The organism is Microbulbifer maximicatervae (SeqCode), from assembly GCF_052466985.1.
In genome coordinates, this window is sequence record NZ_CP174298.1 from 1,202,011 (window position 1) to 1,223,764 (window position 21,754).

A 21,754-nucleotide genomic window follows, 5' to 3' on the forward strand; every position below is an offset into this window, starting at 1 on the left:
AGGGTTACATTATTAGCCTAGTGGCACTGCATCTGCATCCAAACATCTGAGAACTTCAGCTGCGCAAGGTCTTCATTGTGTATGGAGAAATACAATCTTCCTGCATCTCCCCACATAAAACCACCAAGACTATTGAGTTCCAATAGCAACTGCCAATCTTCAGCTTTGCCTTTACTCATAACCCTTGCCGCATCTTCAGTTATACCATCGTACTGTACTGGATTGGGGTAACCAGAAATTTGGAGTAATTTTGATCCTGTAAGGTTTTCCTTCAGGGTGCAATATGCATCAAGCAAGTAATCATCTTCTTCAAATATCTTTAACTCCTCATAAGGATACTCGCCTAAATCTGGAAGGGAAAAAGAGCGATTGAACGATATTTTACTTTCAGGATAAATCGAAGGTAGTCTCTTTGGCTTTAACAGTCCCCCAAAGCGCTTTTTATGGATACAGGGGGCCTGATGATTCGAGAGTGCTACATCAACCGGGATATAGATTATCCGTATAAAATCTTTCTCACCTCGCACATCCGCCCAAACTCCATCACAGTAAAAAAAGAGCAAGTAGCCTGCCGATGGCAGGATAGGTGAATTGACTTCTGCGCAATTGAGCTGAAGGAGAAACTCCAAAGGCAAACCTCGATAGAATGGCCACTCAAAGTCAGCAGGGACATCAGGGTGCCCCCCAATCTTAGATGAGCCCTGCTCAATAATATCAGAAGACAATTCAGCGGTAGTACATTCAACACACAGCGATTCTATTTCATTCAAAAAAGCTTCAAGACCGACCGCTTTAAGTTCTTTCAATAACAACGCTATATACATCCTTCAATATTCGTCCTGGCACGCTTTTCATATCTCTTATAGAAGTAATCAGTGTGATAAAGCCTCTCTTGAGACAAAAATTCCCTTAATAGTTCCCTGCGTTTCTTTTTGTAAATCATAATCGGTACCAGCCGATACTCTTTACGGACTTGTTTTTCATATGCTTCGAAAACGCTTGTGCTGGCACCCAGGATCGTTAGGTCAATGTCGATAATTAGCTTTTCATCAATACTAACTGGCGTGTAATTGTGGCAGGTTGCCATAATCAATTGGTACACCCTACCCACTCCTGCGGGACAATACCCGGAATCGATCAGGAACTTTTTTGCCCATAGAGCACTGTTTTCTTCATTCTTAGAGGAAAAAGGCTTGTAAATCGCATCGTGAAACCAGATAGCCAGCTCGACCTCATGGGGGTGCTCGGCAAGCTCTGCAACTTTATCAAAGTGCTTCAGCATCGCATCAATGTGATGCCCTGTATGATAATGCCTGTGATTCTCTGCATACGAAGAAACTAACTTTTCGAAGCACTGAAGGGATTCAGGAAGATTGAGTGCCCCCATTAGGTTGAACCATCTATTTTGGTTCATTGGCTAATCCTCGGAGCGTCATCTTTCCGAAAACCCGTAGCTTGTAAAATGTTTTTCCCTGCCAATACCAAATAAAGCCATGCCTTTCTCCATCGACTCCCCAATAATACGATATGAATATGCCAGCCTTTTTCCCGTCGAGCACTATAACCATTGTAAAGGAGAGTATAGGCTTCTGGGTCACCGACTATTGATTCGGCAATGCTTCTTGCATGCTCAATGCCAAGTGAAACCATCTCACTAACCTCCTCCTTACTTGGTTCTCCTTGGGATTTTGGAAAATCCAAGAGGTGGTAATTCGGTATTAGGTCTCTACGAACCCTGATCAACCGGCAATTGTTTCCAGAGGCTAAAGTAATATTCGCGTTGTCGTCCGATGAATTGCCAAATACCCGCTGCTTCATGAATCCTCAGATACTTATTTACTTTTTTGTACCAGAGTACAAATTGAGAACTGGTAAAGACGCTATTTTCGCCTATTCCGCATAGTAAGTATCGGGAGGCCACTCTGACAAGCCGCTGGCCACTTCATTGGGGAGGCAAGCCAGCTTTGGCAGGCAAACTTTAAAGGCAGTTGGCCAACGCTGCGGTTAACTCCTGAGTTTTGAGGAAAGCTCGTTTAATCGAATCCCGGTGCCTTTCATCAGCAAATTCCTGGTACTCCGCATTGATTTCATGAAACTCCTCAACCCCCAAATAGTGGCTTAAGGTTCGGATATGTGGCCCCAGGTGATTCATTTGCTCCCGGATTCCTCCTTGTCCAAAGCCAAACTCCCCGGCAGAGGTGATTAGCACCAGCTTTTTGCCAGACATAATAGGCTCTAAGGGGAAGTCACCACGGTCTAAATCAAAGGTGAACGTCTTGTTGATACGAACAACTTGATCGAACCAGGCCTTGAGCGCGGCAGGCATGCCGTAGTTATACATCGAAGTGGACATAACAATGATATCCGCCTGGGATATCTCATCAATCAAGATGTCAGAAAGCGCGACCAAGGACTGCTGCTCCTTGGTGCGATCCGCTTCAGGCGTAAAAACCGAGGCAATCCAATCTTGATTAATAAAGCCTGGTGGGTTTAAACCGACATCTCTATGGATAACTTTATCTTTAGGCCTCTTTTCTAGCCAGCTGCTTACAAAACTTGCAGCAACTGCTTTGGAGATTGAGGTATGCCTGGGGATATTCGCACTTTCATGTGGTGCTGCTAAGCCGCTCCACTTCTGGGCACTAGCGTCAATATGTAATAGTGTTTTCATAGTCTGGAACCTTTACTAAACCGCCTGAAGGTTCATCTATGGTGATGCTGGGGAGTATCCTTGACAAACGAGTTATTTCTTCTTATAGATGAGGAAAACTCATCTATAAGAGATTCTGATCGGTGTACCCAAACCTACCCTCCCTCAACGCCCTCAAAGTATTCGATGCCGCCGCCAGACTGGGCAGTTTCAAGAGAGCTGCGGAAGAACTCTTTATAACGCCGACAGCCGTATCACATCAGATAAAGGGTTTGGAGGAATCCCTGGGTACAACATTATTCGAGCGCAAAACCCGTGCCGTGCAGTTGACCAGTGAAGGGCAGATGCTCGCTCAAACTACCTCTCAAATTTTTCAGCAGCTCACTGAAACGGTGAGTGAAATAACGTGTTCAAAGAAAACACTGACCGTTAGTACGACTTCAAGCTTTGCTGCTATGTGGCTTGTGCCCCATCTGGAGAATTTTTATCAGAAATTTCCAGATATCATTGTTTCAGTAGTGACCGGGGAAGAAGTGAGTGATATCGAGCGAGATAGACGCATCGACATCGCTATTCGGTACGGGAAATATGATGAAAGTACAAAAAATGCTCTCCACTTGGCCACCGAAACAATCGGTGTCTACGCTGCACCAAGCTACCTGACTCAGATTAGGGATATTTCTGAAGCTCAACTTCTGGAAACAAAATGGGTCAACTCATCACTTCCACCGCTGAACTGGCAAACTCTCCTCAAAAGAAAACTTGATGGCATTCGCGTGCGGCAGTTTGACCAGGAGCATCATGTAATCCAGGCCGCCTTGGCTGGCCAGGGTATTGCGCTAGTAAGTTCGCTTCTTGTCCAAAACCCTTTGCGCAATCAATGGCTGGTCCCCTACAGAGGAGACTCCAAGCTTTCAGGGATTGAGGGATTTACCTATTCCGCATTAATACCTGGCCGCCATTCAAGAAATGGAAATGTGTTGGCTTTTGTAACCTGGCTGAAGGAAACACTACGCAATGCTCCCTATAGTTAGGTACATCCGACTGGCACTGAACTCACCTTCGGGCTTGCCGAGAGTAGGTATGCCCCTAACCTAAGCCCACAGCAAGAGCACAACATATTGTGCTCATCTATTAATCAGCGCGCCATATATAGTGATCTGGATCAATTGGTGTTCCTGCCTCTTCGATATGCTCTCCCCACAAATTGTGAGGAAGGCCGATGACCAGTACCGCTATACCCGACAGCGAAGCCGCACCAGCTTCAGAACAGATTTCGCAGGTAAGTTCAGATCAATTGTTGGTGCGTAAGCGAGATGGCAGGACACTGGCTTTTGATGCTCGCAGGATCACCTTGGCTCTTCTCAGTGCTGGCCAGGCAACGGAGTCTTTTGATCAACAGGAAGCGGAACAACTTACCGAATCTGTCCTTAAAGTGATCAGACACCGCTTTGATAGTGGCGAGCCCATTGATATTGAAGAGATTCAGAATATTGCTGAACAGGTATTGATCAATAACGATTACATTGATACTGCCCGCGCCTATATCGCTTATCGGGGGCGGCATGCGCAAATGCGCACTGATCGGCAAACACTGGTGGATGTTGGTGCCTCTATTGAAGAGTATTTAGAGCAAGCGGATTGGCGGGTTGCAGCCAATGCGAACCAGGGATATTCCCTCGGGGGATTGATCCTGAACAGCGCAGGTAAAATGATTGCCAACTATTGGTTAAATCATGTTTATTCCCCTGAGATCGGCGCAGCACATCGGGATGGCGATTTACACATCCACGACCTGGATATGTTGGCTGGATATTGTGCAGGTTGGTCGCTGCGCACTCTATTACATGAAGGATTGAATGGTGTTCCGGGAAAAGTCGAATCGGCACCGCCGGCCCACTTGACCAGCGCGGTCGGACAGATTGTTAACTTTCTTGGAACACTGCAAAACGAATGGGCGGGCGCGCAGGCATTTAGCTCTTTCGATACCTATCTTGCGCCTTTTGTGCGCAAGGACCAGCTGGACTACGCGACCGTACGCCAGTGCATTCAGGAGCTGATCTTCAATCTGAATGTGCCATCCCGCTGGGGTACCCAGACCCCTTTTACTAATCTCACTTTCGACTGGGTTTGCCCCCAGGATTTGCGCGAGCAGGTGCCTGTGATTGCCGGTCAGGAAATGCCCTTCACCTATGGCGACCTGCAAGAAGAAATGGATCTAATCAACCGCGCCTATATCGAAGTCATGAGCGAGGGGGATGCACGCGGTAGGGTATTCACCTTCCCTATTCCCACATACAACATCAGTGAGGATTTTCCTTGGGAAAGCGAAAATGCTGAGCGGCTGTTTGCCATGACCGCTCGCTACGGTCTGCCCTATTTCCAAAACTTTATAAATTCAGACCTGAGCCCAAACATGGTCCGTTCCATGTGCTGTCGCTTACAGCTTGATCTGCGCGAATTGTTAAAGCGTGGCAACGGCCTCTTTGGCTCCGCCGAACAGACAGGTTCGCTCGGCGTGGTAACTATCAACTGTGCCCGCCTTGGATATCTCTATAAAGGAAACTGGCAGCTTCTGCTCTCCCAGCTGGACAAACTGCTGATACTTGCCCGTGATTCACTTGAAGTGAAACGGAAAGTCATCCAACGGCATATGGATGCAGGTCTATTTCCCTACACTCGCCGCTACCTGGGGACTCTGCGCAACCACTTCTCCACGATCGGGGTGAACGGCATCAATGAGATGCTGAGAAACTTCAGTGGGGATAACGAAAGTGTAGTTACGGAAGATGGGAAAGCACTGGCCGAGCAATTACTCGATCATATCCGTATGCGCATGACTGAATTTCAGGAACAAACCGGACATCTCTACAACCTGGAGGCAACCCCGGCAGAGGGCACTACTTATCGGTTTGCCCGCGAAGATCGCAAACGTTACCCAGATATTATGCAGGCAGGTAGTAGTGAAGCACCCTACTACACCAATTCATCCCAGCTGCCGGTGGGCTTTACCGATGATCCCTTCGAGGCCCTGGCCCGACAGGAATCCCTCCAATCCCGTTACACCGGTGGCACTGTGCTTCATCTTTATTTGGGCGAACAGTTGCCTGATGCCGATAGTTGCCGCCGCTTATTGCGGCGTGCTCTGGAAAACTACCGCCTGCCCTATATCACCGTGACCCCGAGCTTTTCTATTTGCCCGGTCCATGGATATCTGAGTGGCGAACACGAATTCTGCCCTCGCTGTGATGAAGCTCTCCTGGCCCGAGAGCAATCCTGTTGTAGCGACTAAACCAAACTTTCAAGGAGAAAGACCATGAGCCAACAAGATACTATATTGAGAGAAGAAGATCGCACCCGCTGCGAGGTATGGAGCCGGGTAATGGGGTACCACCGCCCAGTTTCATTTTGGAATCCGGGAAAACAATCAGAGCACCGGGAGCGCCAGTTCTTTGTGGCGGACAACAGCAGGAATGCACTAAAAACTTATGAGTAATAAGTTACGTGTCGGTGGATTCACGTCGTTTACGGCAATCGACTTCCCCGGCGAGTTGGCAGCGGTGGTTTTTTGCCAGGGATGTCCCTGGCGCTGCCGCTACTGCCATAACGGCGATCTACTGCCTGCGCGAGCACTCAGTGCCTATGACTGGGATCAGATCCTCACATTTTTAGACAGTCGCCGGGGCTTGCTGGATGCCGTTGTGTTTTCCGGTGGAGAGCCCACCGCCCAGAATGCCCTGGAACCTGCGATTGCCCAAGTTAAGGATCTGGGATTCAAGGTCGGGCTTCATACTGCGGGAATCTACCCCCGCAGGCTGGAACGCCTGATCCAAAGTCTTGATTGGGTGGGGTTGGATATCAAAGCAATGCCGGAAAACTACCCTTCCATTACGGGTGTTGATGGCAGTGGTGCGGCTCCTTGGCAATGTGCGGAGCTTCTCGCTCAGTCCAAGATACCTCTGCAAGTGCGCCTTACCAGGCATCCGAGCCTCACAACTGATGCTGAACTGAATCAAATACAGGAGAAGCTTTATGGTATTGGCATTGAAAAGTTGGAGATCCAGCGCTGCAATAGTGAGCAAGCGATTGATCAGACACTTAAATTTATGTCCCATTAAAACAGTAATCTCGTATTAGTCACTAATAGTTCACTAATATAGCCAGGAGAATCGCCGTAGCTCTAACTTAAAGGCCCTCCCTACGGGGTTTTAAGGGACTCCCTAGATCGTGAATTCCTCTGAAATCCAGACATATCACAGAAATATTCATAGGATTCATATCTGATTTAAATATACTCAATGCACTTGCAAAATTTGAATCTAAAACCCTATCTTCAATCTGACCCCGCTGAATATAAGTAAAAATAACTCCCCTTTACTTTGAAATTTATAGCTATCATTCGGGTTGGAAATAAGTACTTATTATCTAAGTTACAAAGAGCGACAATGGACTCTCTCATATAAGTTTACTCCTTAGATAAAGGGTATTATCAGGGATTGACTAACTCACATATAGAAAGAGGCTCAATACTAATGAAAGGGGTATATTCTAGACCTGAATTTAGTAGTCTCGGTGATTCTGGTTCATCTGATCCATTTGTTAAACGCTTTTATGATATTGATAAGGATATACGACATATGAATTACGGTAATTTCCCCCCTCTAAGGGGGAATTACGAGGACTGGAAAAATTTTATTGAAGATGCTGTTTCTGAAGATGCTTGTGCAAGTGCCGAGTTGATTGAAGCTAATGAAATGCTAGCAGCTTGGGAGACATCTCTAGGCATTGGAAAAGTAGCATCCTTTCCAGTCAGCGTTAGTGCAAATATTACAGATGTATGTAATGCCAGATGCAATTTTTGCGCATACTTACCTGAGCGAGTTTCAAACCAAAAGTTGTCATATGAACAGTTGCAAAGAGCTGACTGGTTGAAATTTTGTCGCTCTTTTACACCCAATGGCGGCGGTTTGGGTGAGCCTTTTGCTCACCCCAAAATTTTGGAGATTTTAGAACAGTTAAGGTCGACTGCGCCCTATTTGTCCTTGGGCTCAGTTACTAATGGTTCAATCATGCGTCCTGAAGTGACGGATATCGTGGCTCAGTACTTTTCATATCTTTATGTTTCAGTAAATGCAGCTCGTAAGGAAACCTATGAATGGACAATGACTCCATTAAAATGGGAGCGGTTTATAGCTAATATGGATCGATTAAATGATTCAAAGAAGCGTTATGGTAGAGAGCGTCCATGGCTTAGAGCTGGATACGTTGTACACAGTGGAAATCTTGATGAATTACCAGAATTACCCTCATTATTACACCGATTTGGTTTTAGGGACCTAAATGTTAACCCGATGGTGCCACCACCCCAGTATGGTCGTAATCACTTGCTGACAGAAAAAGCTAGTATTTTTAGGACACCTCATAGGGCGAACACTATCTTCCGTCAATTAGAACAAGAATGTGCGCGGAATAATATTTCAATTACAAAACCTCTGCCGAGCCTGGAAAAACTACTGGGTGCATCCGTAGATAAAGGCGTTCCAACTCAAGACGATTCTGTAATCATTGCAAGCGATAAACCCATCTATACCGCCTCAGGCGGTAGCACAGAGCTGGAAAAACCAGTTGCCCCTCGTAAGCTACACAATTCAGATCAAAATCTAAGTGATATAGTTGCAGCTGCTAAAGCGGAATTTGCACGAAAGGAATCGAGGAAAAAATACCCACCGGTCTCTTTACCTCAGGCCACAGGTTTAAATATAGCCAAAATTGCTGCCAGTTACTCTGATATAGAGTCCACGCTTAGCAGCGGAGATGATGTGTCCCTTAGTTACGAATGGTCCATTTTTGATAGGCAAAACCTGGTGCCCGTCTGCTGGGCTCCTTGGAGAGCGCTGAAAATTAATATTTTTTCGCAAACTCAAGTCTGTTGTAACTTCTTTAGGAAACTGCCGAGTTTCAAGTGGACAAATGCCAAGAGTTTCCACAACGAAGAAAACATGTGGAATCACCCTTATATGCAGCATTTAAGGGCAACAATGGGAACTCCCGAAGAGGTCCCCTATTGTACCTTGTGCAAAGCAACGGACAAAAGGCATCTAAAAAACGATGATGAGAAACGTTCCGCGATGCAAACAAGCCAAAAGACCTATTATGAGATTATTTCTGGCTTATCTGGTATCAAGCCCCAAGGAAGGTTCGATGAGATAGAGTCGCCGCTATATAGGTGGGAGATTACCAGCTCACTGCCCGACAAGAGAACTGTCTCACCTTACAGTAAGGAGCTGTCATATTATCGATACGCCATCTTCCAACATGGATTTCATAATGTTGGTCGAGTGCTGATTTTTGCACGTGTTCCAGCAATCTGGGCGCCATTCCTAGCAGAAGTAAACGAATTTGTACATATATTGACACCGCTACATGGGCAATCCCTTATTGTCCAAGATATTTTACAAACTTTGGATTTTGATAACTACAAGTTAACACTTTTTGAACATCAATCGCTGGAGGACAATCCTACTCACCCCGATTTATATGATGCGATCTGGTTGGATGGAATGATTTTTGAAAGCTATAACCGTGATGACATATTATTTGGCTTGCGTAAACAACTAAAAAAGGGTGGAAAACTCAGAGTAGTCCAAGCTCCCGGAATTGGTAAGCTCGCAGATATAATCCTCTCTAACGGGAAGGACTCGCAGCAACACCTGGAAACACTTAGGAATGGAGTCCAGTTTTCTGGTAAAGGCAGCTTCTTCACCCAAAGTGGCGTTCTTTCCATGTTAAAAAAGTATGACCTTTCACTGAATAAAATGATGCCTCCATCTGGTAGTCGGATGACAGTATCGGAGAATACTGAAAAAATTAGTGAAGCAGAGTTCATTGAGAAACTTGAACACTTTATCTGTGGGAGTGGAGCTAATCCGGAAAAGTATCTTGCAGGGATGGATCGAACAGTATCTTTTGCAGCACTTGCCGTTTAGTTTCTAGAGTTCTTGTGGCATTGCAATCAGGATAGGTCTCGAGTAATAACCACTTGCATTCTGTTAAAAGTACTTTTCTGGACAGTCACTGGAGCTTGCTGGATGCCGTTGTACTTTCCGATGTAGAGCCCATCGCCCAGAAGGCTCTGTAACCTGCTATTTCCCTAGTTAGGGAACTGGGGTTTCATATGATGGGAATGTACCCCTCAGGCTGGAATATCTAATTCGAAGTCTTCATCGTGTGGGGTAAGCACCCAAACCTCACGACTGAGACTAAATTGAATCAAATGCAGGAGAAGCTTTATGGTATTGGCATTGAAAAGTTGGAGATCCAGCGCTGCAATAGTGAGCAAGCGATAGATCAGACGTTGAGGTTCTTAACGTGAATGATAAAAGCTAGTTTAGCTGTGCTAATGCGTCAGGAATCGGGGTTTCGCCCCCAATGAATTCAAAAACCGCACCGACCGTTTTGGGCTCATCCAGCGCAGTGGTAATTACCTCTGCAACATCGGCTCGGCTGATCTCTATGTCTGGCCCAGCAAATAAATCGCTTATGCTGATTAACCCCGTTCCCAAGGTGTCAGTTAGGGCACCAGGCCTCAATATCGTATAATCGAGGCCACTTTTTTTTACATATTCATCCGCTATATGTTTGGCTTTTAGATAGGGTTGGAGCTTTTCAGGTCCCTGCTCTGGTCGCCCGGCAAAAATGGAACTCAATAGAATAAAGCGCGATATACCCGCGCTTTTCGTTGCATCACAAAGATGGATAGCACCATCCCGATCCACAGACTCCAATGCTTTCCCCTTAGAGCCCGCAACAAATATGACTGCATCTTGCCCCTTTACCGCATTGATCAGGGACTCCTTATTTGTCAGATCTCCAAGAATGGGGCGCGCACCTGTACTATGCAAATTATCTTGTTGTGACTCCTTGCGAACCATAGCGGTTACCTCGTGCCCCTTGCCGACAAGTTTACCCACAAGGATTCGACCGATTGCACCGTTAGCACCCGCCACAAGTACTTTCATTGCTGTGCCCACGTCTATATTTCTCTACTTAGAAGTACCGTATCAGCTTTTGATTGACAAACTCTTTAATACCTAGCTCTCCCAGCTCCCGGCCATAGCCGGATTTCTTCACTCCTCCCATAGGCATACTGGCGTAGCTTGAAGCGGCATGATTCACGAAGGCAGTACCACATTCCAACTGTTCCGCGACACGGCGCCCCCTTTCATGGTTCTGGGTATAGACAGAACCACCCAGGCCAAAGGGGCTGTCATTAGCCAGCTTAACCGCTGCCTCCTCATCGGGAACCACCCAAACACAAGCGATGGGGCCGAACAACTCCTCTACTGCTGCCGGGGAACCAGCAGGTATTTCAGTTAATATACCCGGCTCAATAAATGCGCCATTGCGCTTACCTCCCACTAGCAATTGAGCGCCAGCCTTAACGGACTTGCTGACTTGATCCTCCAGTTGCTCAGCAGCCTTTTCGGTACATAACGGACCGTAATCTGTGCTTTCTAAAAGAGGATCACCGGGTTTCAGTGCTTGGAACAACTTGGTAGCTCGGTCTAGGAATTCTTCAGCAATGGGCTCAGTTAGAATAATTCTCTTCGCAGCCAAACATATCTGCCCGCAATTGCCCAGCTTTCCCTCTGCAAATCTCTGTATCGTTAAATCCATATCCGCATCTTCGAGCACGATAAATGGATCAACACCACCCAGCTCCATAACAGTTTTCTTTACATTGCGGCCAGCTTGCTCTGCAACCATTGCCCCGGCGGCATTGCTGCCAGTAAAGGAGATTCCTTTGACCCTATCGTCATCAATAATGGAGGCTGCTCCACCGGATGTAATCGGTAGATTGGTATAGACCCCTTCCGGTACCCCTGCGTCAAACAACAGCTGTGCGAAGGCTTCGGCACACTGGGGAACATTAGAGGCATGTTTAGTAAGTACAACATTGCCGGAGATTAAGTTGGCGGCGGTAAAGCGAGCCGGTTGGTAGAAGGGAAAGTTCCATGGTTGGATGCCGTAGATCACTCCTAAGGGCTGGAAGACTAACGTGCCCTCCCCTTCGCGGGTGGAAAGTTGCTGTGGAGCTAAGATTTTTTCGCCCTCTTCGGCGTAGTAGTCAAAAATTTCAGCACAAAGTGCCAATTCACCTTGACCATCACTGAGCTTCTTACCCATCTCTAACGCCATCAGGCGGGCAAGTTCTTCGGATCGCTCCTCAAATAGATTACTTGCACGCTTTAGTATCACTGCTCGATCACTAAAACTTCGGTTTCTCCAGCTTACAAAGGCTTTGTCTGCGCGACCGATCGCCTTGTCGAGATCCTCTTGTGACATTTCGTGATAAGTCTTCAGAGTTTTACCGTTCAAGGGGTTGACGGAAATCAGTGGACGTTTTGATTTTGTCATGAATAGACTTCCAACGGTTGCTTTGGGAACCGCTAAAGAACTATTTGGAATAGTACCAGTGCGGTATCTACGAGTGTTTGCAAAAGTGTAGTTGCTGAGGTTTGGCATACCACTGCTTGATGAATCAGCTAAAGTCACATCATTCTTTCTTATAGACAGCTGATAGGCCGTAATCGCTGGTTAACGGCACTATAAAGCTAATGGAACGCCATTAAGAGATTTAGGTGCTTTACGAATACCACAGTGGCATAAAGATCAATTGAAGAACTTTTACAACATACCAACTGCATAAAATCGAATTTGCTCAAACAAGCTGCATGATATTCATCGTTAAGTCACTGGCCCTTTTGAAACAAGTTTTGATTCACAAACTATAATCGCAGGGCTTAGTAGTTCTTACTTCCTTATTAGTGCTTGATTGCAATTTCTGCTTACTAGCGCCTTTGCAACAGGATCGTAAGAGCGACAGCAGCCGCTTCTAGGATTACAGTGTGGCCAAATAATCGGTTAATCTGCTATGGACAACAACACCCTGTATAAAAAGAAACAGCTAACACCTGAAGAGGCAGTTAATTTAATCCCAGACGATAGCATCATTTCTATCGGCATGCGCACCGCTAGCCCACCAGCCCTACTTTCAGCACTAGAGAAGCATATTCGAAATGGATTTATTACACACTTAAAAGTCTATTATATGCGTTGTGGAAAGGTCGCAACAGAAACCATTTTTCAAGAAGATCTAATGGACCGGGTTAGGCCTTACTCTTCAATGCTAACTAAAGACGAAGTTAAATTAGCAAATGCTGGATTTTCAAAAGGGGAAAAATATATTAACTATGTCCCTATATCTTTTAGTCGATATCCTCAAATAATCAGAGAGCAAGTTAAAATAGATGCTTTCCTGGTAACTGTGGCGCCGATGGATAAGCATGGTTATTTCAACTTTGGTACTAATGGTGATTATGCTATTGAGTTGTCGCGCCACGCAAATCGATTAATTGTGGAAGTGAATGAAAATATGCCACGTACAGCGGGGGCCACCTTGTTGCACATTAGTGAAGTGGATGCCATTGTTGAAAACAATATGGAATTAGCGGAGGAATCTCCAAAAGAAATTACCGATTTAGATAGAAAAATTGGTGACTACATTGTTCCGTTAATACCTGATGGCGCAACTATCCAAATGGGTATTGGCGCTATTCCGAATGCAGTGTGTGAACAACTAACTAAAAAGAAAGATTTGGGCATTCATACCGAGGTAATAACACCGGGTATGATTAAGCTTATTAAGTCTGGAGCAGTAACTAATGCCCGAAAGACAATTAACCCTCATGTGAGCGTATTCACTTTTGCAGCTGGAGACAAAGAACTATTTGACTTTATAGATGGCAATCCATCTATGTTCTGCCTGCCTGTGTCATATGTGAATGAACCCCAAATAATAGCCCAGATCGATAATATGATCTCAGTTAACTCATTTATTGAGGTTGATTTCAGCGGACAGGTCAATGCGGAATTCATTGGACATCAATTCTCCGGTGTTGGTGGGCAACTGGATTTCGTGAGGGGAGTTTACTACTCAAAAAATGGGAAGACTATTCTGGCCAGTAGCTCAACGGCACAGCGTGGTAAAACCTCCAGGATAGTTCCACGTTTGAATTCTATAACCACAGACTCTCGGTTAGATATCGATTACGTGGTAACCGAGTACGGAGCTTGCAGACTTATGGGAAAATCAACCACAGAGCGGACCCTCGCCTTGATTGAAATCGCACACCCTAAATTCCGTAAGAGCTTATTGGAGCAGGCCAAAGAGCAGAACTTTATTTGAGCGATAAAATGAACTATTTAAAGCTTTTCCCCGCATTGTTATTCACCCCTGGAAACCAACCGGAACGATTTGCTAAGGCGTCTGAAGTTGGGGCAAATGGAATAATCGTTGATCTTGAAGATAGCGTACCAGTGGAGGACAAAGATAGAGCGAGGGATATCGCGATCGATTTTTATTCAAGGCCAAGCTCGAATGGTGTTATAAGTGCAATCCGGATAAATAGTTTGTCAACGATCAATGGAATAAAAGATTTGGTCGAAATTATTGATAAAAAGCCATTTATAGATGTGGTGCTTTATCCGAAAACAGAGTCTCAGCATGATATTAACCTTATCAGTAAGCTCTTGAGCGAAGCCTATAAGGATATTTCGATTATAGCCTTAATTGAAACCGCTCAAGGAACATCCAATTTATATGATATCGTTAACTGTAGTTCTGAAAATTTGCAAGGTTTGATGTTTGGGGCCGCCGATTATGCAGCCGATCTGAATTGTGAATGCACCCCACAAGCGCTCATATGGGCGCGTATGAAAATGGTCGAAGCCGCTGCACTAAAGCAGATTGCTTGCTATGACTCGCCCTATTTTAAGTTCAATGATGAAAGTGGACTAATAGAAGAACTTAATGAGGTTCAATCGCTTGGCTTTAGCGGCAAAGCTGCTATTCATCCTAAACAAGTAAAAACCATCAAGTTATCTTTTAGGCCCACACTGGACCAGTATAAAGAAGCAAAGGAAATCGTTCGTATCTACAATGAATCCTCAGGTAAAGCCTGCCAATATGAAGGCCGAATGATAGATATCCCGATCTACTCTAAGGCCCAGCAAATAATCTCAAACTTTAATAATCTTAGCTAAAGGCTACTCCAGCGCAAATCTACAAGTGCTCTGGGTATATCCAGGCGAACTTAGAGCCACTCAATCAAGGAGGCAATATTGATGGAATTTAACCCCTATAAACAAATTGACAACAATCGATATCGCGAAGATTTTGGCTTCTACTTCGAGGACTTTATAGAAGGTATCATAATCGAGCACCGCCCAGGTAGGACACTGACTCGAACAGACAATACTTGGATGACTTTGTTAACTATGAATACGGCGCAACTCCATTTTGATGCCCATTACGCAGAGAGCACTGAATGGAACCTTCCATTAGTAGATAGTACTCTGACATTGGCTATTGTCACGGGTATGACTGTAAATACTATTAGCAAGAAAGTTGTTGCCAATCTTGAGTGGGACAAAGTTAAATTGCTCAAACCTGTTTTTGAAGGTGACACGGTTTATGCAGAAAGTGAAGTCATTTCTAAACGTGAATCCAAGTCTAGACCAACACAGGGTATTGTTAATGTAGAAACCCGTGGTATTAATCAGCGAGGAGATACTTTTATGAGCTTTCAGCGAACAGTTCTGGTTTATAAGAAAGGCCACGCTTCTAATTATGAGATCAAAAAGTAGACTAGCGAAAAGGTTATTTCATTGGTGTATATACGCTCCTTTAACCCGATGTCCGTTTAGACTCACTTCAAGGAAAATGAAGGTATTGATGTTATAAAAGTAAGATTACAAAAAGTTGCAATATAAAATAACGGTTGTGCTAAGGAGCCTCTGAATAACTCCGTAATGCCTCTGCGGGTCTTGAAGGCTGCAGATGTTAGGCGCAGTTCGCCGCGAATGGCCGTAGCCCTTGGCAAGAGCTGCAACGCAGCAGCTGTGGCCTTCAAGGCCCGCCCTTCGGGGCTTGCAGAGCGATTCACACTCCGCGTTGCGACTTCTTGAAAGGTCTAGACATTCCTGCGAAGCCGCGCCTTGATTGTGAACCGCTCTGCATGCCAGAGGTATCACGGAGTTATTCAGAGTCTCCCTAGATAGTTTTTACCTCCGTATATTTTTCGATTCTTGCCTCCGCAGCAAGAAGTGGATTCAACTTTGCAATGATGGTATTTAAGTGGTCTGTATTCCAATGCTGCATTTCAGCTTCAGAAGACTCCCAAACTTCTAGCGTAGTGAAAACATTGCCTTCATCCTGTGAGGGTAAAATTTTATAGGATAAACAGCCAGACTCTTGTTCTGACTTACATGCCAGCTCGATTAACAACGCTGATGCCTGAGAAGTATATTGTGGGCGGATTGTGACTTTTGCCATAACGATTAAATTAGCCATATGCTCTCTTTACATAACCATTTTTTCTGAAATTAAGAAGCGCGTTTCACTACCAACAGTACGCCGACAACCATCATGGCGAGACCAATAAGGCGCTTGGTATCCAAGCTGGTTTGCTGCGTACCTAGTAGCCCAAAATGGTCGATAACGCTGATGGCGAGCAGTTGCCCTAGAAGAACGAAAGATATCGCATTACCCACACCATACCTTGGCGACACCCAAGTCACACTCAATATATAGAAAGCTACTAGAATCCCATCCAAGTAAAAGTACCAGGCAATATCTTTGCTAAAAACAGCACTGGGTAACCCCTCCGTTTTCAAGAGATAGGCCGCGGAGATTACAAGTCCAACGAGAAATAGCAGTGTAGTTGCCAGGGCTGAACTACCAAGCTTGATACCCAGTCCGCTATTTAGTGTTGCCATTACCGGTATGCCGATGCCTGCAATAAGCATTAGAGATGGGTAGATAATCGCATTTTGCACTTGGGGTACCTCTACTCAGAATCGCAGCCGACCCAGGAGGGTCGGCTGCGAAGGTCACTTAGCTAGCCAGTTGCTTGACAATGGCAACGCCAACACCGTGGGCACTCGCTGGGTTCTGGCCACTAATCACCCGCCCATCTTCAATAACAAATTCCTGCCATGGCTGTACTTTGCTATAACGTGCAGCTCCCCTTGCCAGAGACTCTTCCAGCAAAAATGGAATATCATTAATAGTGCCGAAGTCGATCTCTTCCTCACGGGTGAAACCAGTTACGGATTTGCTGGCCAGAAGCTTCTCACCATTACTGAGAGTGATAGGCAGGAAACCGGCAGGGCCATGGCATACTGCTGCTAAGATACCGCCCTCTTCGTAGTGCTTGGCACTCAACTTTGCGAAATCTTCATTAGTTACCAAGTCAGAAAGCAGACCAAATCCGCCCGGATAAAAGACCGCATCATAGTCAGAAATATTCAATTGACTCACAGGAATAGTGTTATTGATACGATTTTGGAATTCAGAATCATTTAGTACTTTTTGATTGACATCGTCACCCTCGATATCGGTGCCATAGATTGGTGCTTTACCCCCTTCAATGGAGGCGATGTCATAGTCGACTCCACTCTCACTAAATACATGAATCGCGTGAGTCAACTCAGGTGAGTAGGTGCCATTTGCCTGGTCAGTTTCACCAAGGGTGGCGTGGTTTGTCACTGGAATAAGTACTTTCTTCATGTTTCTTTCCTCTGTTGGTCAGTATTCATTGGGGAGGGATTGTAGATTGTCCCTCTTCTGCTGATAATGTGTGAAATCAGTTAAATACCTTTGCAGAATGGCAATAATAGAGATTGAGAAACATGGAAAATTTTGACGGCATAGTCGAGTTTGTAGCGGTGGCAGAAAGCCAAGGTTTCTCAGCGGCTGCCAAGCAACTTGGCTGCAGCACTAGCCATGTGAGTAGGCAGGTCTCCCGTCTGGAGGAGCGCTTGGGATCATCTCTTTTGGCCCGCTCAACACGTCAGGTAAGTCTGACCCAGGCCGGGACTGCCTATTACCAGCGGTGTAAAGAATTAGTGATTGGCCTGCAACAAGCGAATGAGCAGGTTAGCCAGCAACAGTTTCAGCTCAATGGAACACTAAGAGTTAGCGGTGCTGGTATCTTTGCTGAGCAATATGTTGCCCCTGCCCTGATAGAGTTTGGCTTGAAACACCCGGGGTTGAAAATCAACATGGACTTTAATAGCAAGATGGTCAATTTTGTCGAGGATGGGATTGATTTTGCCATACGCTATGGTCGCCTTGAGGATTCCGGCTTAGTTGCTCGTAAACTGGCCGACCGCCAAATGATGGCCGTCGCAAGCCCGAGTTACCTGAAAGAAAATGGTATTCCCAATCACCCCGATCAACTAAAAACGCAGAGTTGCTTGGTAGCTAACAATGATGAATGGGTTTTTGACCTGAATGGGGAGCCTGTAAGCGTAAAGGTTAGTGGGCGCTGGAGAACGAATAATGCCCATGCGATCGTTAAAGCTTGCGAACAAGGCCTGGGTATAGCTTATATGCCCAAAAGCAGTTTCAGTGGTTCAATTCAACAGGGCTTACTGGAGCCCATCTTGGAATCTTTTTGTGGGCGCGGCGCCAGTAGCTGGATCGTGTATCAGAATCGTCGCTTTTTACCCATGCGAGCGCGAATGGCGATTGACTATTTGGCTGATTACTTTTCTGATTGGGTGGAATAGAAACCAGTTGGGTTCGTTGACAGGAATAGAAGCACTCCCCGTTTCTTGCAAGCCTTCAATCCAGAGGATTAATATCCACCCTCCTCCAATCAACTGGCATTGATTATGGTCCTGACCAGGGCATTTTATCGCAGTGGTCACACTGCAACCCAGCAACGACAACCCGTTTCGTTTGTGGATGTCAGAAAGCGATTCGGCTTTCGCTCAATTGCTGTTGGCCGATGGGTCACTCGCGAGGAGCGCGATCGGGCCGCTGGGCTTTTTTATGATGCACTTGTTGATTTAATGACCATTCTTAAAGGACCGGAAGCGTTGGTATCCCTCCGAGGTACATTGTCTTTTCAATATGGAATCGGCGGGCGCCCAGGGATGGCTGCCTTTTATGACCCTACTGCCCGGAGCTTTTCTCTTGCCAAGAATGCGGGGCCTGGCTCCATTGCCCATGAATGGTTTCATGCATTTGATCATTACTTGGCCCAAAAAGCGTTCAGTGACACGTCCAGTACCATGTATGCCTCAGAGGCCTGGTTGCGGAATGCAACTCCAGTGCCCCACCCGCTCAATGACTTACTTTTTGCGTGCTTTAAAACTGTGATGCTGGATGAGAGTGGTAATAACCCCAGTGACTTGGTGACTGCTTCCATCAGTGCCGATAAAGCAAATGGTTCTGTCTACTACAGTGAGCCTGTAGAGCTGAGTGCTCGGGCTTTCGAAGCATTTATTCAGGATGCCAGTATCAACAATAATTTTTTGGTTGCTGGCTCAAAGGCTAGCCAAGAGGCGAAGTTGGGACTGTATCCACAGGGGCAGCAACGTAGGAAAATTAACCAGGCTTTCACAGCCTATTTTTCCTATTTAGGACGAAGCCTTAGGACTTCCACAGGTGGAGACAATGACGTCAACTCTTAGAAATATCTTTCTTCTGGGTACGGCCCTTCTCGCTGGTGTAGTCGCTTGGGTATGGGCTGAACTTTCAAAAAGCTATGAATTGATTGCAATAGCCAGCGATCCCGTGCTGTCAGCGGAGCGTGGATTCATTGATGCGGAAGATGATTTCATTCATAACCGGGCTAAGTTCGTGGATGTTTATTCTCCAGGGGTTGGCCATGTAACGCCCGGGATACTAGAAGAAGACTTGCAAGGTAAGTATGCTGAGTTCAGACCTGAGGAAACTTTTTTCTTATGTGGAACCGGCTTCCATATTGAAGATTACGCTCTGGATAGCGGGCAGCACGAACACAATAAATTTTACGCTCAAGCATACAATGCCAAGTTATTGGAACTCATCAGCAGTTCAGCCCAGCGTTATGACTGAACGAATACACATCTCTTCAACTAACTATATTAGGCATTGCTCATTGTGGTAATTTGCTCCACAACCAGTTTGCATACAGCTAATGTCTTCATGAGCCAAAAACCTCCCACTCAATCCAACATCTTGATCGTTGAAGATGATCGCGGTCTCAACGACCAGCTCTGCGAAATGATCCAAAGCGCAGGATACCAAGTCAACGCCTGCTTTGATGGCAATACCGCATTGCTGGAGGCTGCCAAGCAACAACCTCAATTAATCTTGCTCGATTTGATGCTGCCGGAAATGGACGGTATTTCTCTACTCAAAATTTTACGCAAAACCAGTCAGGTTCCAGTCATCATCCTAACTGCCAAGGGCGCTGAAGAGGAGAGGATCGCAGGCTTTCGCCATGGAGCAGATGATTATGTGGCGAAGCCATTTAACAAGACCGAACTGTTACTGAGAGTTGAGGCGCTATTGCGCCGCAGTCAACCAGTGATGATGGAAGCCGTCCACCATACAGAAATCGACAACCTGCAACTCGATTTGAATGCTCAGCAAGCATTCACCGGCGGTCTGGCAATTGATTTTACCGCTACCCAGTTTAAATTGTTGTGGGAGTTAGCGGTTCACCGGGGAGAGGTATTGAGCAAAGCCTATCTCTCACAGCAAGTTCTCAACCGTACTCTGGGTGCCTATGACCGCAGTTTGGACATGCACTTGAGTCGAATCAGGCGCAAGCTGACTGGAGCAGGATGGCGTGGAGACCGGCTACAAACAGTACATGGCAGAGGGTACTGTTTGAAATGAACCGCAAACTTTTTTGGAAACTATGCCTTCTGATTACTGCGGGCATTGTCTCTCTCTTTTACCTGATCAACTCCCTGACTATTCGCACCGAGGAGCAGATGAGTATGCTGGAGGCATCTCATCGAGAGGAATTGAAACAGTGGGGAAAGGAGGCGGAAGCGCGGTTTCTCTCCGGCAACGAGGGGGAGTTGGAACAGTGGTTAAAAGAATTACAGGAGAAGGAAAACACCTGGGCCACAGTTACCCAATATGAGTTAACCCATGTAGCTGGTGCGACGGGAAATGAACATCGTTACATCGGCTATAACCTCGGCCGGGATGTGGATTGGAAGGTCCACCTGTATTTTGAAGAAAACCCGGTGATGGAAATTCCTTTTGCAACCGAGCAAACCAGCCTCTTGGTGCTTCTTCCCGATAGGATGCGCCCTGGCAGCTACTGGAAAACAACACGACTCTTGCTGCAAATACTCCTGCCAATGGGAATCTTAGCTTTAGTTTCCGTGATGCTCTATCGCCATATTATGCACCCGCTGCGCAAACTTGAGCAGGCAACACGGGAGTTTAGTCGGGGAAACTTTGATGTTCGAGTGCACCGCCAATTGGGAAATCGTGACGATGAGATTTCTGAATTAGCCAAAACTTTTGATCAAATGGCGACTCGGATAGGAGAGCAAATCGTCAACCAGCGCCAGCTAATTGCGGATCTATCTCATGAACTGAGAACTCCACTCACCCGACTGGATATTGCCATAGAGGGAGCTGGCACCAGTCACGCTGATGATAAAAATATCCAGAGGATTCAGCGGGAGTCTGCTCATATCAGGCGCTTGGTAGATGATACCCTCACCCTTGCCTGGCTGGATAACGAACAGCCTTCAATAGGTATCGAAGACTTGGATCTGGTCGACCTTATCGATGTGATTGTCGAGGATGCCCGTTTCGAATTTCCCGATCGTACAATCTGTACCCATTTGCCCGACTCGGCTGAAATAAGACAGTCTAATCACAAGGCGGTAGGACAAGCCTTGGAAAATATCTTGCGTAACGCCATGCGCTATACCCCGAAGGGACAAGCCGTTCATGTCCTTCTGGAGGGAAATAAGAAAAACAGATTTGTTATTGATATTGAAGACTCTGGCCCTGGAGTTCCCGAAGAACTACTGGACAGTATCTTTAAACCTTTTTTCCGAGCTGATCAGTCTCGCACATCAAAATCAAAAAATTTTGGGCTGGGCTTGGCGTTGGCGCGACGCCAGCTACATAGCGTGGGCGGAACCATAGAAGCCTCCAACCGCTCTGTAGGAGGATTGTGTATGAGAGTAACTCTCCCCACTCAATCTTTGGAGCCTGCATAAGGTAACTCT

At 46.1% G+C, this 21,754-nt stretch carries 19 protein-coding genes and 1 pseudogene; 12 read left to right on the forward strand and 8 right to left on the reverse strand.

Going from position 1 to position 21,754, the window contains the following annotated elements:
- Positions 1-17: 17 nt before the first annotated feature.
- The 3 genes from ACJJI3_RS05260 to ACJJI3_RS05270 form a co-directional block, all read right to left on the reverse strand.
- Positions 18-806, reverse strand: a complete 789-nt coding sequence (locus ACJJI3_RS05260; RefSeq protein WP_444941742.1) for a YwqG family protein — start codon at positions 804-806, stop codon at positions 18-20.
- A gap of 8 nt (positions 807-814) precedes the next feature.
- Entirely contained in the window at positions 815-1,414 is a 600-nt protein-coding gene (locus ACJJI3_RS05265) for an HD domain-containing protein (RefSeq protein ID WP_444941743.1), read from the reverse strand.
- Positions 1,415-1,978: 564 nt separating this feature from the next.
- Positions 1,979-2,671, reverse strand: a complete 693-nt coding sequence (locus ACJJI3_RS05270; protein WP_444941744.1) for an FMN-dependent NADH-azoreductase — start codon at positions 2,669-2,671, stop codon at positions 1,979-1,981.
- 122 nt (positions 2,672-2,793) lie between these two features.
- Between ACJJI3_RS05270 and ACJJI3_RS05275 the strand changes: the two genes are divergently transcribed.
- The 4 genes and pseudogenes from ACJJI3_RS05275 to ACJJI3_RS05290 all read left to right on the forward strand — a co-directional run bounded on the left by ACJJI3_RS05275 (position 2,794) and on the right by ACJJI3_RS05290 (position 9,636).
- Complete coding sequence (locus ACJJI3_RS05275; protein ID WP_444941745.1) at positions 2,794-3,684, forward strand: LysR substrate-binding domain-containing protein; 891 nt, start codon at positions 2,794-2,796, stop codon at positions 3,682-3,684.
- Positions 3,685-3,872: 188 nt separating this feature from the next.
- A pseudogene (locus tag ACJJI3_RS05280) lies at positions 3,873-6,146 on the forward strand (ribonucleoside triphosphate reductase).
- The gene (locus ACJJI3_RS05285; RefSeq protein WP_444941746.1) at positions 6,139-6,768 is read left to right on the forward strand and encodes an anaerobic ribonucleoside-triphosphate reductase activating protein; all 630 of its coding nucleotides are present in this window, start codon (positions 6,139-6,141) and stop codon (positions 6,766-6,768) included. The pseudogene ACJJI3_RS05280 and the gene ACJJI3_RS05285 overlap by 8 nt, the downstream one beginning before the upstream one ends.
- 414 nt (positions 6,769-7,182) lie before the next feature.
- Positions 7,183-9,636: a radical SAM protein gene (locus tag ACJJI3_RS05290; protein ID WP_444941747.1), complete on the forward strand. Its 2,454-nt coding sequence runs from the start codon at positions 7,183-7,185 to the stop codon at positions 9,634-9,636.
- 396 nt (positions 9,637-10,032) lie between these two features.
- Here the strand turns inward: ACJJI3_RS05290 and ACJJI3_RS05295 are convergent, their stop codons facing one another.
- Both ACJJI3_RS05295 and ACJJI3_RS05300 read right to left on the reverse strand, forming a co-directional pair.
- A complete protein-coding gene (locus ACJJI3_RS05295; protein WP_444941748.1) occupies positions 10,033-10,668 on the reverse strand; it encodes an SDR family oxidoreductase in 636 nt (211 codons plus the stop codon).
- 28 nt (positions 10,669-10,696) lie between these two features.
- Positions 10,697-12,067, reverse strand: a complete 1,371-nt coding sequence (locus ACJJI3_RS05300; RefSeq protein ID WP_444941749.1) for an NAD-dependent succinate-semialdehyde dehydrogenase — start codon at positions 12,065-12,067, stop codon at positions 10,697-10,699.
- A gap of 517 nt (positions 12,068-12,584) precedes the next feature.
- Here ACJJI3_RS05300 and ACJJI3_RS05305 point away from each other — a divergent pair.
- From ACJJI3_RS05305 to ACJJI3_RS05315, 3 genes are all read left to right on the forward strand, one after another.
- The gene (locus ACJJI3_RS05305) at positions 12,585-13,898 is read left to right on the forward strand and encodes an acetyl-CoA hydrolase/transferase family protein (RefSeq protein WP_444941750.1); all 1,314 of its coding nucleotides are present in this window, start codon (positions 12,585-12,587) and stop codon (positions 13,896-13,898) included.
- Positions 13,895-14,755 (forward strand): HpcH/HpaI aldolase/citrate lyase family protein, encoded by an 861-nt coding sequence (locus ACJJI3_RS05310; RefSeq protein WP_444941751.1) that lies wholly within the window; start codon positions 13,895-13,897, stop codon positions 14,753-14,755. The genes ACJJI3_RS05305 and ACJJI3_RS05310 overlap by 4 nt, the downstream gene beginning before the upstream one ends.
- Before the next feature lie 81 nt (positions 14,756-14,836).
- On the forward strand, positions 14,837-15,358 hold the full coding sequence (locus ACJJI3_RS05315; RefSeq protein ID WP_444941752.1) for a MaoC/PaaZ C-terminal domain-containing protein: 522 nt from the start codon (positions 14,837-14,839) through the stop codon (positions 15,356-15,358).
- A gap of 406 nt (positions 15,359-15,764) precedes the next feature.
- Here ACJJI3_RS05315 and ACJJI3_RS05320 read toward each other — a convergent pair whose 3' ends face one another.
- From ACJJI3_RS05320 to ACJJI3_RS05330, 3 genes are read right to left on the reverse strand one after another with little or no spacing between them, the layout of a single operon-like run.
- Positions 15,765-16,064 carry a putative quinol monooxygenase gene (locus tag ACJJI3_RS05320; RefSeq protein ID WP_444941753.1) on the reverse strand — a complete coding sequence of 100 codons (300 nt, stop codon included), beginning with the start codon at positions 16,062-16,064 and terminating at the stop codon, positions 15,765-15,767.
- Positions 16,065-16,096: 32 nt separating this feature from the next.
- Positions 16,097-16,549, reverse strand: a complete 453-nt coding sequence (locus ACJJI3_RS05325; RefSeq protein WP_444941754.1) for a DMT family transporter — start codon at positions 16,547-16,549, stop codon at positions 16,097-16,099.
- 58 nt (positions 16,550-16,607) lie between these two features.
- Positions 16,608-17,282, reverse strand: a complete 675-nt coding sequence (locus tag ACJJI3_RS05330; RefSeq protein WP_444941755.1) for a type 1 glutamine amidotransferase domain-containing protein — start codon at positions 17,280-17,282, stop codon at positions 16,608-16,610.
- Positions 17,283-17,404: 122 nt separating this feature from the next.
- Here ACJJI3_RS05330 and ACJJI3_RS05335 point away from each other — a divergent pair, with 122 nt between their 5' ends.
- The 5 genes from ACJJI3_RS05335 to ACJJI3_RS05355 all read left to right on the forward strand — a co-directional run bounded on the left by ACJJI3_RS05335 (position 17,405) and on the right by ACJJI3_RS05355 (position 21,745).
- Complete coding sequence (locus tag ACJJI3_RS05335) at positions 17,405-18,286, forward strand: LysR family transcriptional regulator (RefSeq protein ID WP_444941756.1); 882 nt, start codon at positions 17,405-17,407, stop codon at positions 18,284-18,286.
- 105 nt (positions 18,287-18,391) lie between these two features.
- Positions 18,392-19,195 carry a CLCA_X family protein gene (locus ACJJI3_RS05340; RefSeq protein WP_444941757.1) on the forward strand — a complete coding sequence of 268 codons (804 nt, stop codon included), beginning with the start codon at positions 18,392-18,394 and terminating at the stop codon, positions 19,193-19,195.
- A complete protein-coding gene (locus ACJJI3_RS05345; protein ID WP_444941758.1) occupies positions 19,179-19,601 on the forward strand; it encodes a hypothetical protein in 423 nt (140 codons plus the stop codon). The genes ACJJI3_RS05340 and ACJJI3_RS05345 overlap by 17 nt, the downstream gene beginning before the upstream one ends.
- A 90-nt stretch (positions 19,602-19,691) precedes the next feature.
- Positions 19,692-20,390: a response regulator transcription factor gene (locus ACJJI3_RS05350; protein WP_444908307.1), complete on the forward strand. Its 699-nt coding sequence runs from the start codon at positions 19,692-19,694 to the stop codon at positions 20,388-20,390.
- The gene (locus tag ACJJI3_RS05355) at positions 20,387-21,745 is read left to right on the forward strand and encodes a sensor histidine kinase (protein ID WP_444941759.1); all 1,359 of its coding nucleotides are present in this window, start codon (positions 20,387-20,389) and stop codon (positions 21,743-21,745) included. Before ACJJI3_RS05350 ends, ACJJI3_RS05355 begins: the two co-directional genes overlap by 4 nt.
- Positions 21,746-21,754 lie beyond the last annotated feature (9 nt).